At 40.9% G+C, this 15,135-nt stretch carries 12 protein-coding genes, 3 pseudogenes and 1 riboswitch; of the genes and pseudogenes, 7 read left to right on the plus strand and 8 right to left on the minus strand.

Translation table 11 applies throughout. The features are described from left to right. Nucleotides 1-156: 156 nt before the first annotated feature. On the minus strand, nucleotides 157-1,410 hold the full coding sequence (gene odhB / locus JCM19055_RS13320; RefSeq protein ID WP_042360065.1) for a 2-oxoglutarate dehydrogenase complex dihydrolipoyllysine-residue succinyltransferase: 1,254 nt from the start codon (nucleotides 1,408-1,410) through the stop codon (nucleotides 157-159). Further along, a pseudogene (locus JCM19055_RS13325) lies at nucleotides 1,410-4,232 on the minus strand (2-oxoglutarate dehydrogenase E1 component). The gene odhB and the pseudogene JCM19055_RS13325 overlap by 1 nt, the downstream one beginning before the upstream one ends. 42 nt (nucleotides 4,233-4,274) lie before the next feature. Between JCM19055_RS13325 and JCM19055_RS29780 the strand changes: the two are divergent. The 5 genes from JCM19055_RS29780 (at nucleotide 4,275) to JCM19055_RS13335 (ending at nucleotide 7,289) form a co-directional block, all read left to right on the plus strand. Then, complete coding sequence (locus JCM19055_RS29780) at nucleotides 4,275-4,406, plus strand: hypothetical protein (RefSeq protein WP_265182153.1); 132 nt, start codon at nucleotides 4,275-4,277, stop codon at nucleotides 4,404-4,406. A gap of 706 nt (nucleotides 4,407-5,112) precedes the next feature. Continuing rightward, entirely contained in the window at nucleotides 5,113-5,640 is a 528-nt protein-coding gene (locus tag JCM19055_RS13330) for a hypothetical protein (RefSeq protein WP_265182154.1), read from the plus strand. Beyond that, entirely contained in the window at nucleotides 5,528-5,908 is a 381-nt protein-coding gene (locus JCM19055_RS29785) for an HAD family hydrolase (protein ID WP_265182155.1), read from the plus strand. The genes JCM19055_RS13330 and JCM19055_RS29785 overlap by 113 nt, the downstream gene beginning before the upstream one ends. Before the next feature lie 29 nt (nucleotides 5,909-5,937). Beyond that, complete coding sequence (locus JCM19055_RS31890; RefSeq protein ID WP_370543139.1) at nucleotides 5,938-6,390, plus strand: hypothetical protein; 453 nt, start codon at nucleotides 5,938-5,940, stop codon at nucleotides 6,388-6,390. Beyond that, nucleotides 6,387-7,289: a YjiH family protein gene (locus JCM19055_RS13335; RefSeq protein ID WP_370543140.1), complete on the plus strand. Its 903-nt coding sequence runs from the start codon at nucleotides 6,387-6,389 to the stop codon at nucleotides 7,287-7,289. The genes JCM19055_RS31890 and JCM19055_RS13335 overlap by 4 nt, the downstream gene beginning before the upstream one ends. Nucleotides 7,290-7,426: 137 nt before the next feature. On the opposite strand, the pseudogene mqo reads toward JCM19055_RS13335, so the two are convergent. From mqo to JCM19055_RS13360, 5 genes and pseudogenes are all read right to left on the minus strand, one after another. After that, nucleotides 7,427-8,939, minus strand: a pseudogene (gene mqo, locus JCM19055_RS13340) (malate dehydrogenase (quinone)). A 341-nt stretch (nucleotides 8,940-9,280) separates the two neighbouring features. Next, the gene (locus JCM19055_RS13345; RefSeq protein ID WP_042360066.1) at nucleotides 9,281-9,883 is read right to left on the minus strand and encodes a hypothetical protein; all 603 of its coding nucleotides are present in this window, start codon (nucleotides 9,881-9,883) and stop codon (nucleotides 9,281-9,283) included. A gap of 322 nt (nucleotides 9,884-10,205) precedes the next feature. After that, complete coding sequence (locus tag JCM19055_RS13350) at nucleotides 10,206-11,408, minus strand: alpha/beta hydrolase (RefSeq protein WP_042360104.1); 1,203 nt, start codon at nucleotides 11,406-11,408, stop codon at nucleotides 10,206-10,208. Nucleotides 11,409-11,645: 237 nt separating this feature from the next. Continuing rightward, nucleotides 11,646-12,044: pseudogene (locus tag JCM19055_RS13355) on the minus strand (type II toxin-antitoxin system PemK/MazF family toxin). A gap of 11 nt (nucleotides 12,045-12,055) precedes the next feature. After that, nucleotides 12,056-12,322, minus strand: coding sequence for a hypothetical protein (locus JCM19055_RS13360; protein ID WP_042360067.1), 267 nt, complete (start codon nucleotides 12,320-12,322; stop codon nucleotides 12,056-12,058). 193 nt (nucleotides 12,323-12,515) lie between these two features. Between JCM19055_RS13360 and JCM19055_RS13365 the strand changes: the two genes are divergently transcribed. Next, nucleotides 12,516-13,049: a hypothetical protein gene (locus tag JCM19055_RS13365; protein ID WP_042360068.1), complete on the plus strand. Its 534-nt coding sequence runs from the start codon at nucleotides 12,516-12,518 to the stop codon at nucleotides 13,047-13,049. A 19-nt stretch (nucleotides 13,050-13,068) separates the two neighbouring features. On the opposite strand, the gene JCM19055_RS13370 is transcribed toward JCM19055_RS13365, so the two are convergent. Further along, complete coding sequence (locus JCM19055_RS13370) at nucleotides 13,069-13,674, minus strand: YhcN/YlaJ family sporulation lipoprotein (protein ID WP_042360069.1); 606 nt, start codon at nucleotides 13,672-13,674, stop codon at nucleotides 13,069-13,071. Between the two features lie 155 nt (nucleotides 13,675-13,829). After that, nucleotides 13,830-14,009, plus strand: a riboswitch (Lysine riboswitch). Nucleotides 14,010-14,213: 204 nt separating this feature from the next. Here JCM19055_RS13370 and dapA point away from each other — a divergent pair. Continuing rightward, nucleotides 14,214-15,101, plus strand: coding sequence for a 4-hydroxy-tetrahydrodipicolinate synthase (dapA, locus tag JCM19055_RS13375; RefSeq protein ID WP_042360070.1), 888 nt, complete (start codon nucleotides 14,214-14,216; stop codon nucleotides 15,099-15,101). Nucleotides 15,102-15,135: the final 34 nt, after the last annotated feature.

Consider the following 15,135-nt stretch of genomic DNA (forward strand, 5'->3'; position numbering starts at 1 on the left):
GGATGAGGGCTGACGATGTATTAATATAGTATCACGAATCACTTAGAAGTAAACCTCTTTTTTTCATAATTTTTGATATTTACATACTATAGACTATTTTTCAACGCTATACGTTATAAAAAAAAGACTCCGTAATGAACGGAGTCTTTCTAAGCGTTATCCTTCTAAAAGAAGTTGCTCTGGCTCTTCAAGTAATTTCTTAACTGTAACGAGGAAGCTAACTGCTTCTTTCCCGTCTACAATGCGGTGATCATAAGAAAGTGCAAGGTACATCATTGGACGGTTTTCCATACGATCTTGATCAATCGCAACTGGACGCCATTGAATTGTGTGCATTCCAAGGATACCAACTTGAGGTGCATTTAAGATCGGTGTCGAAAGAAGTGAACCGAATACACCACCGTTCGTAATCGTGAACGTACCACCTTGTAAATCAGAAAGTGCAAGCTTGTTGTCGCGAGCTTTTTTACCGAGGTCTGAGATTTCTTTCTCAATGCCCGCAAAGCTTAAACGCTCTGCATCACGAACTACTGGAACGACTAGACCGTCGTTTGTTGAAACTGCCATACCGATATCATAGAAATCTTTCTTAACGATTTCGTTGCCTTGAATTTCAGCGTTAAGAAGTGGGTATTTCTTAAGTGCTCCAACAACTGCTTTCGTAAAGAATGACATAAAGCCAAGACGTGTACCGTCATGCTCTTCTTGGAACGCATCTTTACGGCGCTTACGAATGTCCATAACAGCGCTCATATCGACTTCGTTAAACGTTGTAAGCATCGCACTTTCTTGTTGAACATCAACGAGGCGCTTTGCAATCGTCTGACGACGACGGCTCATTTTAATGCGCTCGTGCGGCTTGCCACCGAATTCATCTTTCTTAGGCTCAGCTTGTTTGTTTTCTTTTGCAGGTGCAGCTGGCTTTTGGCCGTGCGCTTCAACATCTTCTTTACGAACGCGACCGAGTGGATCTCTCGCTTGAATATCGTTTAAGTTGATGCCTTTCTCACGTGCAAGCTTACGTGCTGCAGGTGATGCAATCACGTGTTCTGAGTCATTGCTGTCACTTTCTTCTGCTTTGTTACTCGCTTCTTCTTTAGGAGCATCAGCTTTTGGTGCTTCCTCTTTAGCAGGGGCACTGTCTTCAGAAGCTGCAGGTGCAGAACCTTCTTTAGCGTTTTCATCAATCGTTGCAATTGCTTCGCCAATTTCAACTGTGTCGCCAGCTTCACGCAAGTGCTTTTGTAATACACCTGCTTGTTCAGAGTTAATCTCAACGTTTACTTTATCTGTTTCGAGTTCAGCGATCGTTTCGCCTTTCTCGATGTAATCACCAGGTTGTTTTAACCATTCTGCAATTGTTCCTTCAGTAATCGACTCTGCGAGTTCTGGAACTTTAATTTCTGCCATTATTGGTTGCTCCCTTCACGTCCCAATGCCGTGTTGATAATTCGTTGTTGTTCTTGTTTGTGTGCGTTCGGATTCCCTTCAGAAGGCTCGAACGACGACGACGTCCTACATACTCTAACGGTACATCGTCTGGTAAGCTTTCACGCAAGTACGGGTCGATGTAGTTCCAAGCACCCATGTTCTTCGGCTCTTCTTGAACCCATACTGCAGCCTTAAGGTTTTTATATTTCGCGAGAACGGTCTCGACCGTCTTATGTGGATACGGATAAAGTTCCTCAAAACGAACGATGTGAAGCTTCTTCGTATCAACAGTCTCGTCGATGCTTTCATGAAGGTCAATTGCGATTTTACCAGAGCAGAACACAATTCGCTCCACTTCATCTTCATTACCGAGCGTTAATGGATCACCGAGTACACGGTGGAAACGCCCTTCCGTAAAGGCTTCGTACGGATCAGCAAGTGACTTGTTACGAAGTAAACTCTTCGGTGTCATAAGAACGAGCGGACGTACTTCATCCATTTCAAGACTTTTCGCTTGTCGTCTTAAAATATGGAAGTATTGTGATGTGCTTGATAAATACGCAACATTCCAGTTGTTCTCAGCCGCAAGCTGTAAGAAACGTTCAAGACGAGCGCTTGAATGCTCTGGACCAGAACCTTCATAACCGTGAGGTAATAAAAGTACCATACCAGAACGTTGTCCCCATTTCGCACGACCTGCAGATAAGAATTGATCAAATTGAACTTGTGCGGCATTTGAGAAGTCTCCGTATTGCGCTTCCCAAAGGACAAGCGTTTCAGGAGCTTGTACGTTATAGCCATACTCAAATCCAACGACCGATGCTTCTGAAAGCGGACTGTTATGAAGCGCAAACGACGCGTTCGCTGTTGAGAGCGTATGCATTGGCGAGTGAATCTCACCATTCTCATAATCGTGAAGCACTAAATGACGATGGTTAAACGTTCCACGTTCAGAATCTTGCCCCGTCATTCGAATTGGCGTCCCATCAGAGATAATAGAAGCGAATGCAAGTGCTTCTGCATGTCCCCAATCAATAACACCTTCATTAAACGCTTCTTCACGACGTTGTAAAATCTTCTTCAATTTCGGGAACACCGTAAAGTCTTCAGGGTATTGAAGTAGTTCTTCATTCATTTGTTTGAGCTCATCATAAGCAACTGCAGTATCCATCTTAGGAAGTCCTTTTTCAATAACTTCTGGTGGATTCATGTCAGCAACTTCGTGACTCGCTTCACCGACTTTTTCATACTCACGCATGAGTTTGTCTTGAAGCTCACTACGCATTGTTTCGACTTCTTCTTCTGTTACAACACCGTCTTGAATGAGTGTTTTTGCATAAATAGCACGTGATGTCTCATGCTTTTTGATCTTCTCATACAATTTCGGTTGAGTAGACATCGGCTCATCTGTCTCGTTATGTCCGTAACGACGATAACCGACTAAATCAATGAGGAAGTCTTTATGGAAGCGACGGCGATACTCAGATGCTAAATGCGCTGCGGCAATACAAGAATCTGGGTCATCAGCGTTCACGTGGATAATTGGAATTTCGTAACCTTTTGCGAGGTCACTTGCATATGTTGTTGATCTCGAATCATGACTATCTGTCGTAAATCCGAGTAAGTTGTTTGCAATGATATGCATTGTGCCTCCCGTTTGATATCCTTTCAAACGCTCAAGTTCAATGTCTCAGCAATAATTCCTTGACCTGGGAATGCTGCGTCTCCGTGAATTAAGATCGCACCTGCATTCTTCATTTCTTGATCAGGGAAACCGACTTGAGTACGGTCTTCTTGAGCAGCACGAGCATACCCAACAACGATTGGGTCTACGTATTCTAAGTGACTTGGATTATTAGCAAGGGAAACTGTCGTATACGTTGACTCTTCACCAATTTGCTTATTCGCACCTAAGTGGTACTTCACATCCCCAGTCCAACCTTCGTTCAAAGACCCTTCTGTTGGTGCTTCATCTTCAAGTGGAGCATGTTTAAATTCGGAGAAAATGAGGTTGTATGGTTTCCCTAGAACGTGAGCAAGCGTGCTCAATCGTCCACGGTGAGCCATTCCAATCATGATATCTTTCGCACCGTCTTGCATGTAGCTTTGTGTCATTTCCTCTAAAATCGGGACCATACTATCTAATCCTTCAATAGAGAAACGTTTTGTCCGACAAAGTAGCGGTGCAAAAACTGCTCAAAGCCTTCGGTAGCTGTTAATTTCTCCAAGACTGATTTGCGTTTATTCGGAGACAAATCTTCATAGATATCACCGGACTCAACCATTTGGTTTAGCCAGTTCTTCTCTTCGAGGTCGTGAACATGATGAAATTCAAAAGCGATTGATTTTGTATACATCTTCTTAAGATGATTAATCGCATCTAGACCGTTTTCAACTGAAGACGGTGCATCTTTACAAAGCATCTCTGCTGGCATTGCCATTAAGTCCTCGTCACTTAATCCGTGTTCACTCGGCTTTAAAAACGATGACTCTTCTCCAGGTGCTTCCAATGGGTTAATATCTGCAAGTAAGTGTCCGAAAGTGCGAATGTTTTCTGCAAGCTTAATCGCTGCAGCAATCTTGTGCATCGATGATGAATTCACCGTTTCGTCACTTGATTCTGAAACGTTATTCGTTGAACCGACTGATGGTGCACCGTACTCATCGAACCACGCTTTTAAATCTTCTTCAACATCGCTCGGGTTTTCTTTGTATAGTTCATACTGGTCCATCACATACCCTAAGTTCGGGCCGTGAAATGTTTCCCAAGACTTCTCAAGCTTGGAAACCTTTCTGTCCATCTGCTACTACCTCCAACTAACTTGTTTGCAATCTGTAACGTCATGATCGACAAAATTCGTCTTAAAACGGTTCGAATTGAGGTCGAGCAATTGCCGATTTACGATTCGGAATTGATGACCAAGAACTTTTCTCATAAAAAAACTAACATCGCCAATTCTCAAGCAATGATGTAACCTCATCATTTAAATGTATCTTATCAATCTGAACGATATTATATCTCCAAAATAAGAAAACGCATTCTAAAAACAATAGATTCCGTGTTTTGGGGATACTAACTACACATAAAGCTCGGCTATAAAGTTTGCCTGAATAATTCAGCGCAGAAAAAAATAAACGATTTCAATTCGTAACGCTTTCACATTTTTATTTTAACACGTCAAGTAACAGGATACAAAAGATAGTCGTGATTTTGTTTGTTAAAATGACAAACTTTTTTTACTGTTTTCCCTTGTGCCTTTTCTTGTAAACCGTTTGATTTTGACATGATTCGTCAAAAAATCCCTTTACTTACCGAGTTCCATGATTCACTTATAGGTATTTAAGACTACCTCTTTCCTCTTTGATAACAGTCAATTACTGCTGTACCGCTTTACTTAATAGGAGTCTCAGTAACGTTACTGTGCCGTAATGTCTTGCCGTTGTTCTTTTTAGTAAATCCGTCTTTGTTTTTACACGATTTTCCACAATCTAACGTTGCATTTTCTGTCTTTATTACTTTATTCCACGCAATAGCTCTCGTTAATCCTATATCTATTTTTCATGCAATGAATGAACATCTTTTGTTTAGAATAAATGAAATTTTAGCTTATACTACACGCAGTTTGCCTTTTTATGCTACAATGCGAGTAATTATACAACGAGACGAAAGGTGGGTGTACCGTGATTAATACGTTAATTTTCGACCTAGATGATACGCTCTTATGGGACAAAAAGAGTATTAAAGAAGCTTTGCTCGCAACGTGTAATGACGCATACAGAATAGCTGGAATTGACGCCGATCTTCTATTTAATGCGGTAAAAGAAATTGCACCTATTGAATACAAGAAGCAAGACTTCTACCCTGTCACTGTTGCTTTAGGTATTAACCCGTTTGAAGGTTTATGGGGGAAATTCAATGATGTGAATGATTCCAGATTACGGCTAATGAGTGACAATATTTCCGTATATCAATTCGACGTATGGATGGAGTCGCTTCGCTCAGTAGGCAATGAAGATTTATCACTAGCAAGAAAACTCGCGAAACGATTTATTACGTATCGTGAAACACTGCCTTACGTATACGATGAGACGTTTGATGTTCTGTCATCCCTTCAAAAAAACGTTTCAACTCGTACTATTAACGAATGGCGCACCAAGTCTACAACAAAAGAAATTACAAATGACACCTGCATTAGTACCTTTCTTTAATCGTATTTTTATATCTGGTTCATTTGGTGTCGGAAAGCCTGATACTTCACTATTTAACCACTGTTTATCGCAGCTAAACATCAAGCCAGAAGAAGCGGTCATGATCGGTGACAACCTTCATACGGATATTATCGGTGGAAATGGGGTTAACCTAACGACAGTATGGATTAATCGAGAAGGCACCTCCAATGATACGGACATCATTCCAACCATTGAAATTAAAAACTTACGAGAACTAAACGAAGTTCTTGAACGGATCTCTATTTAGCAATTTATACATCTTAAGGTGGGCACATCATGACGACTAAATCGACTAAGCCAATTCTTTGGTTTATTCTTCCTTCATTACTCGGACTATTTATCTTTATTTTTCCGGTGTTTTATACGGTAGATGGGGAACGAGAAATGACGATTCCAATCGCATTTCTTTCGAATCTCGCAGGTGATATTCTTGCACCCGTCATCGCCGAATTAACGATTACGTTAGCTGCAATTTCTGTGATTGGCAGTTTGTTATATACATTCACAAATGCTGCATGGTTACAAAAGCCAATCTTTCAATCCATCTTTGCCGTTACACCATTTTGGTTAATCGTTCGAATCATTGGGTTTACACTCGGTCTTTTAATCATCTTTCAAATCGGACCGGAATGGGTATGGGGACCAGATACTGGCGACTTAATTTTTGAACTCGCTCCTTACTCATTACTGTGTTTTTATTTGCGGGGATTTTTCTTCCACTTCTGTTGAACTTCGGTTTACTGGAATTTGCCGGTGCATTAATGAACGTAATTATGCGTCCACTATTTCGACTTCCAGGCCGTTCCTCAATCGACAGCCTTGCTTCTTGGTTTGGCGATGCGACGATTGGTGTTATGATGACGAACCAACAGTATATGGAAGGTCATTATACGAGAAGAGAAGCTGCAGTTCTTGGGACAACCTTTAACATCGTTTCTATTACGTTTACGATCGTTATTTTGGGTTATTTAAGCTTAGAGCATATGTTTTTCCCTTATTACATGACGATCGTCATAGCTGGTTTTGTGGCAGCCATTATTATGCCACGAATTCCTCCGCTTTCACGATTTAGCGAAGATTATTATGAACACGCAACACCACAAAAAGAAGAACCTAAAGACGGTCGACCACTACTGAAACGCGCTTGGCAAGGCGCTTTAACGAGAGCGAGTCAAGTTCATATCGTAAGCACTGGAAAACAAGGCTTTAAAAATGTCCTTGAATTGTGGATTGGCGTGATTCCGATCGTACTTGCCTTCGGTACAATAACGATTATCATTGCAGAACAGACGCCACTTTTCACTTGGTTAGGCGCACCGTTCATACCAATTCTAGAGTTAATGCAAGTTCCTGAAGCGCAAGCAGCATCTGAGACGATACTGATCGGGTTTGCTGATATGCTTTTACCAGCATTAATTGGTGCAGAAATTCAAAGTGAAATGACACGTTTTATTATTGGTTGTTTGTCTGTCACACAGTTGATCTTTATGAGTGAAGTCGGTGGATTGTTACTTGCTTCAAAAATCCCTGTTAACTTCATGCACCTTGTCATGATCTTCTTATTGCGTACGATCATTACGTTACCGATTATCGTTTTATGTGCTCATATCGTATTTATGTTTGTGTAAAAAAAGTGTACGTGGGATGTGTTCAATCCACGTACACTTTTTCTTTTTGCCGAATTCAAGCTATTCTCAAGGCACGAATTGTTATACAACTAAAAAAGGCATTGAACGAGTTTCCCCTCTCAATGCCTTGATATTGATTAATTCATCGCTAAGTCTGTTTGTTCTGCAGACAACTTAAGCGTTTTTGCTGTAGATGCTTCTAATTGCTTGAACAGCTCACGATTCTCAGCGAGTGACTGCCCGTATGATGGTACCATTTCTTTAATCTTTGGCATCCACTCATCCATTTGATCTGGATAACAACGTTTTAACACTTCAAGCATTACGTGAACAGCCGTAGATGCACCTGGAGATGCACCGAGTAATGCAGCTACAGAACCGTCTTCACTCGTAATCACTTCCGTACCGAATTGAAGGGTTCCTTTGCCGCCGTCTTCTGTATCTTTTATTACCTGAACACGCTGGCCGGCAACGACCATATCCCAATCTTCGCTTTTGGCGTTTGGAACGAATTCACGCAGTTCTTCCATACGCTTCTCTTTTGACAATAACACTTGTTGAATGAGATAACGAGTTAACGATAACTCTTTTACCCCTGCTGAAAGCATCGTCATCACATTAGACGGGCGAACGGAATTGATTAAATCCATATTCGACCCTTCTTTTAAGAATTTCGGAGAAAAGCCTGCAAACGGTCCGAATAATAATGACTTTTTATTATCAATATAGCGCGTATCTAAGTGAGGCACTGACATTGGCGGTGCACCGACTTTAGCTTTTCCGTACACCTTCGCATGGTGTTGTTCAACGATTTCAGGGTTATGACAAGCCATAAACAATCCACTTACTGGGAAGCCACCGACGTTTCGTGACTCGGGAATACCAGTTTTTTGAAGTAATGATAAGCTTCCTCCACCTGCACCGATAAATACGAACTTTGTTGTATAGATGTACACTTCACCTGTACGCATATCTTCAACTTTTACTTCCCATTTGTTGTCTCGAATCGTCCGCTTTAAGTTCATTACTTTATGCTTGTAGTGGATATGAAAGTTCTCACCTTCAAGTTGATTAAATAAAATACGCGTCAACTCACCAAAATTCACATCAGTACCTGTGTCAATCTTAGTTGCCGCAATTGGATCACTATCAGAGCGATTCTCCATAACGAGTGGGAGCCACTGCTTTAACTGCTTAGGATCCTCTGAGTATTCCATACCTTCAAATAAAGGAATATCTACAAGTGCATCATAACGCTTTTTAAGAAATTCAACGTTCTTTTTGCCGTGCACAAGACTCATATGAGGAATCGACATAATAAAGCTTTCTGGATTCTTCAATAAACCGTGATCGACTAAATACGACCAAAATTGTCTTGAAATTTGAAACTGCTCATTTACGTTAACCGCTTTTTTTCGTATCAATTGAACCGTCAGGTTTTTCGGAAGTGTAGTTGAGTTCACAAAGTGCCGCATGCCCTGTTCCAGCATTGTTCCACTCATTGGAGCTTTCTTCCCCTGCGCCTCCTAGTTTTTCTAAGACCGTGATTTCCATGTTCGGTGCCAATTCTCTAAGTAACGCTCCAAGTGTGGCACTCATCATACCCGCACCGATTAAAACCACATCGGTTTCTATTTGTCTGCTCGTCATAAAAAAACCTTCCCTTTTACTCATTAAATGTTTAGTTACTTTAATAAACCTCATTAAAGTAACAGCAAAAGATGTTTCTCGTCCTTGTCCTATCATACCACAGACTATCCTGTAAGTGGCTAGTGTTTCCGATATAAATGAATAGACATTCACTAAAATCAAACTCAATACCCTTCAGGTTGTAAGCGCATACTTCTTTTGTTCGACAATTTCTTCTTTTCTCTTTTTATAACGTTGCAAAAGATTGCTTCGTTTATTCGTTCCATTTTACTCAATTACTTGTGCGTACGTTCATTCAGTTCATTCATTCACGACTTTTGTACACAAAGAAAAAGCCCAGTTTACACTGGGCTTACTGAAATCATCTGTTGGCGCTTTTTATAAAGCATTAATTGGTGCTTTAATTTCGCTGATTTGATCGTCACACTCACTAACTTGTGACAAATCATTTGCTTTCGTAAGCTTTCAATCGTTGATGGACTAAATTGTTCCTCCACTTCAACTACTTCAATGTAACGATTAAATACAGTAGCAATTGTATCTCCATTCGTAACGAAGTTGCCGTACTTACGATACGTTTCCGACATATTCCATAGCTGAATCGTCGTTGTGAGAAGTTGAACGAACAAAGCTTCATTTCCTTCAAGTCGGAAATCATTTTCTCTTTCTAAGTCCTGCACAAACTTTCGCAAATCTTTATTATAAAAGAGAGCTTTCTGACGCGTTGTTTTTGAACGCACACGCCAACCTCGTTGTTTTTCTCGTGATTGCAATGCGCGTTTTAGTGATTGCAGTTCACTTTCATCTAGTAAAAATACCGGCTTTGTTTTCTTCACAAATTCATCGACCTTCTGTTCAAGAAACTCCACCACATCATTATTGTCTGAATGGTACGTAAGTTGACGACGTTTATCACGTTGTCGTTGCGTAAAATTGGTAAGCATCAGAGAGCCCCCTTTCGACATATTCCTCTATCCAAAAAGTAGTCTACCACACCCCATACTAAAATAAAATAGAGAAAACAAAAGAATTAACGAAATTATTGACTTCTATTCACAACTCATCCAATTAAACAGACGTATTTGCCTAAATATCGCTATATTTATCGATAAATCGGATCCATTCACTTATAAACTGTCACGGGTCATGTTTTCACAGACACTCGTGGTCATTATCCATTGATTCAAAATAAAGAAGGTGTTCAAGAACAAGAAAAGGGTAAGGATTGCTAATCCTTACCCTTCTCTTCTATTTAAAAATCTAAGCTTATTCAGCTTCATTACTTATCTCTGATTGAAAGAAACCATCTGCTTGTTCAACAAACGTGTGAAACAGTTGCGTAAATTGAATCGACAACAAATACGCCGCCGCTACATGTGCTTCAATCTCTTCACGCACCCTGGAAAAACCAGAAGGTGCTTCACGATCGATCACTTGAAAGCCGACCATAACTCGCTCTTCTTCTTCCCACTGTGACGATAAAAACGCCAAGCTATCATCAATTGCAAGATTCCCTGTCGTCATTACTTCATAAAATGATAAGAACCCGTGCATAACGCCTTCGTACCTCAAATTCTCAACGTAAACACCATCTGAGAATAACTTCTCCGCATACAGTTCTCCTTCATCTCTTAGCGGATCAAATTCTGCAGTAGCGATGAATGCTGGTGGTAGTCCTGCCGTCGTTTTTGCATCAAGTGGCGAAACGTATGGATTCTCCCACATGTCTTCCCCTGGCGTATACGTCGCTCTAGCCTTTTCCATAACAGAACGAGATAACAAATACTGTCCGCTGCTATATTGCTCTCTCGTTTCTAACGGATAATCATGAAACGTCGTAAGCGGATAATACAGCAATTGTGCAGTTAATTCTGGACCATTAAAATCTCTAGCCTTCATCGCTGTGACGGTTGCAATGTTACCACCTGCACTATCACCTGCAACGGTAATGTTGCCCGGATCTCCTCCCCAAACAGAAGCTTGTTGTTCAATATATAAAAGTGCGTCATACGCATCTTCAACTGCTTTAGGAAAAATGTGCTTAGGTGCAAGTCGGTAACCAACACTAATGACAATTGCCCCTGAACGGCTCGCCAGTGCTCGTACGATGTTGTCATGCGTTTGAATGCTTCCATACCCTTCCATAAATGCGCCACCGTGATAATAAACGATAATCGGCGCATCTTCACTCTGAATTGGCGCGTACATTCTCGCATCCAAAAACTCGCCGTCACTAACTGGAATGGTCAAGTCTTCACGATAAAACGACGGCCTAACATTTGACGTACCCGTTAGTCTTGTCAGAAATTCCGGTGCCTTTAAGTTCTCACTCGGAACGATCAGCTGGTTATTAATGGCGTGCAACACAACGCCCGTTTTTGCTGGCAACGTGCCTTCAGACGTATTCGACCATCCACTTACAAAACTCGAAAGGATCATACCAAAGCCAATCGTTAGTTTTAACATCATCACAATGAAACCCCACGTCTTAGAAGATAACTTGTTCAAGGTGTGATCGCTCCCCTTCGAGTCGTATTATGCTTATTTATGTCACTTTACCTTTATTTTCATGTATGTTTTTCATAGTATATCATAAGATCGCGAAAATGTTGCGTTATTTTTTTTATTTTATCACACATTTTTACATAATTAGGCGATAAAAAAACCGACTTGGGGGGACAAGTCGGTTTTACAACTATGTAGCTACTACAAATCGCGTAATCCGATGCTAATTTCAAGTGCCTCGTTGACTTTTTTTCATCATATTGTCATCTAGATGTGTAATTTTATCCGTTAAGCGTTGTTTATCAATCGTACGTATTTGTTCTAAGAGTACGACGCTATCACGGTCAAATTTGTGCTTGTTCGCATCGATTTCTACGTGTGTGGGCAACTTAGCTTTCTTAATCTGTGCAGTGATCGCAGCAACGATAACGGTCGGACTAAACCGGTTCCCGATGTCATTTTGAATGACGAGGACCGGCCTTACCCCCCTTGCTCAGACCCTACAACTGGAGATAAATCTGCAAAGAAAACATCACCTCTTTTGACGCTTTTCTTTGCAGCTGGATGTTGAGATTCTTTTTGGTTGCTCACCTCATCCATTCACCTCCTTGTTAGTAATGTGAGACCTTTCGAATCGCCTTGATCCGCTCTTGGGCCTCCCATTCACAGTATGCAAAGGTTTCAGATAGTCCGCGATTAATCACAGCCATTTCCTCATAACCTTGCTTTAATTCCTGAATGAGTTGTTCTTTCTTTTTGCGTTCAACGTATTGTTGAACCATTTTAAAGAACAGTTGATCCTGTTCTTTCTCAGTCAAATGCTTGATCTCACTAAAAAGTTCTTCAGAAAGCGGTATCGCTATTTTCTCTGAATGCATGATCCTTTTAGCCCCCCAGCCATGTATTCCCTAACTATTATAAGTGAAAGTAGCAATGGAATAAATGCTTTTACACAAGATTTATAGCTATATAGTGTAAGGGTGACCGAAATCCATTTCCTTCATGCATATTCAAAACAATCGAAAAGCATACTACCTTTCATAAACTTACTTACAAAAAGGACGTGAACTTATGAAAAAGCTGACCAGTTCTTTAATCCTTCTCGTGCTACTTACTGGTTGCAATCAATATGGACAAGATTTACAGCAAGATTTAGAAGCTCAAGATCGTGAGCCTTACAATGAAGGTCGAGAACCAAATACGTTGTATGTAAACCATAAAAACAAGAAGCCTAGTGATGACATCTTAATGTATAGCGATGAACACGGCCATTATTTAACACAATTCCACGATCACCTTGAAGCGCTATACAGTGCAATGGACCGCTCCGATTTTCAAGATGCCAAAACCCATACGAGAGCTTTGTATGACCTCACAGAGAAACATGAGGCTGATGCGACTCCTGAAGCATTCGAGTTAACGAAAGAACTTATCGCTGGCACGAAAACAGATCTTCGTGGTGTCATGAAAAACATTAAGCGTTGTGAAACATCACGAGTAGGATGCGATCGTGCGCAAATTCATACCGAAAATTTAACAACTTGGCTTGAAGTAATGGAAGACACATATGAAGAAAGCTTATATGATTTAGGAATTACAAATTAAGAAGAAGGGCAGTAGATGGTTATTGCAACCATCCATTGCCTCCTTTTTGTATTTCATATTCCATGTCATTTAAGAAATCCATAAAATCTTCCCGGTATTCCGGATGCTCTGCTTTTTCAGCTGCACGTATTCGATTTACGCTTGCTCGGTCAGTAAACAGTTGATACTTATGATTGCTACTACTGTTTGCGACAATGTCTTTGATGGCTTTATTGAGGTCTCTTTCATTCACCGTGTCACTTTCTAAACCGATATACAAAATCCCGCCTAAGTTTACGACGTAAGCTTCATTTACTGGCCTTAGTTGCTCGATCTTTCGCTTTACACTTTCTGTTAACTCCACATGATCAAAAGCTTGACTGTCGTTGATTTCTTTTGCTTCGTGTTGAAGGGCATATGGGCTGTCGCCGTGTCCTCTATCTTTGAACTTCCCCGTACTCGACGTACTTAAACGGTTTTTATGCCAACCGTAGTCTCTTTGACTATCTTTTTCCATAGAATTTAACGTCAAATACTCTGGTCGGTCGAGTTCAGGATGATTGTTCATTGCAGCTTCATCGGTGGCATCCGTACATCCCGTCAAAAGAATCGTTAACGTAAGCGCACTATAGATAATTCTTCGCATGGACCCTTTGCACCTCCTTACTTGTTATACTTTCTCTTTTTGGATAGGATTATTTCCGGGAAAAAGAGATAAGCAATCCATATACAGGATGTTTATTTTTGGTTGCATACGAGCCAATCCTTTGTTAGTATGTAGGTAGTTCAATACAAACTTCTTCTGGGAGTAGAGGAGCAATAACCATTAGTACGATTACGGAGGTACGTGAGTGCCTATGAAGTATTCTGAAAGGGGAAATTGCCGAAGCTAAAGAGAGCTCACGCTTTTGAGGCTGGTTATACACTGAACAAGTGTATGGCTGTCATATAGCATTTGCTATATGGAGGGCTATCTCACGCATGGAGTGCTTTTCTTGATGAGAAAGGTTACCATGCAACAATGAGTCCTCTCATTGTTGTTTTTTTGTTCGTACAAAATGCTTAGGTAACCGCCCGTTGTGTGGGTTAATACAGCACGAAACAGCGAAAAGCACATAGTATAGTTGTGTTAAGCCCCTCGTTAAACACGAAATTCTTATAACAAACATTGAGGGTGATGAGAAGATGGATTTTGGAAGAATTGCAACAGCTATGGTAACACCATTTAATGAGAACGGTCAGATTGATTTTCAAGCTGTAACGAAACTAGTGAACCATTTAATTACAAATGGTAGTGAATCTCTTGTCGTCGCTGGTACTACAGGCGAATCACCAACGTTATCAAGCGATGAGAAGTTAGCACTTTTTAGACATGTCATTAAAGTCACAGATGGCCGAGTTCCTATTATTGCTGGAACAGGTAGCAACAATACAAATGCCTCAATTGAATTGACTCAAGCCGCTGAAGAAGCTGGTGTAGACGGCATTATGCTCGTAACACCGTACTATAACAAACCTTCTCAAGAAGGAATGTACCAGCATTTCAAAGCGATTACTGAATCAACAGCTCTACCAATCATGCTTTACAACGTACCTGGTCGTACGGTTGTAAGCCTTGCTCCTGAGACGACAATTCGACTGTCTCATTTACCGAATGTCGTTGCTATTAAAGAAGCAAGTGGTGATTTAGATGCCGCTTCAATGATTATTGAGAACTCTCCAGATGGCTTCGAGCTATACGGTGGCGATGATAGCATGACCTTACCGCTTATGAGTATTGGTGCAAAAGGTGTCGTATCCGTTGCTTCACATGTGATCGGCAAGAACATGCTGCAAATGGTACAACAATTCGAGAACGGCAATACGAAAGTTGCCGCTAAGCAACACCGTGAACTTTTACCCGTTATGAACGCTATGTTTATGGCTCCAAACCCAGTACCTGTTAAAGCAGCACTTGAAATGCAAGGAATTATTTCTGGCGATGTTCGTTTACCGATGATTCGATTAACGAGTGAAGAAAGCCAAGTGCTCTATTCAATTTTACAACCGAACGCTACATTTCACGTAGGCTAACGCATGAAGCAACGAGACGTTGCCTTTTTGTGTT

Origin of the sequence: Geomicrobium sp. JCM 19055 (assembly GCF_000698185.1) — a bacterium.
Taxonomy (GTDB): Bacteria; Bacillota; Bacilli; order Bacillales; family Marinococcaceae; genus Geomicrobium_A; species Geomicrobium_A sediminis.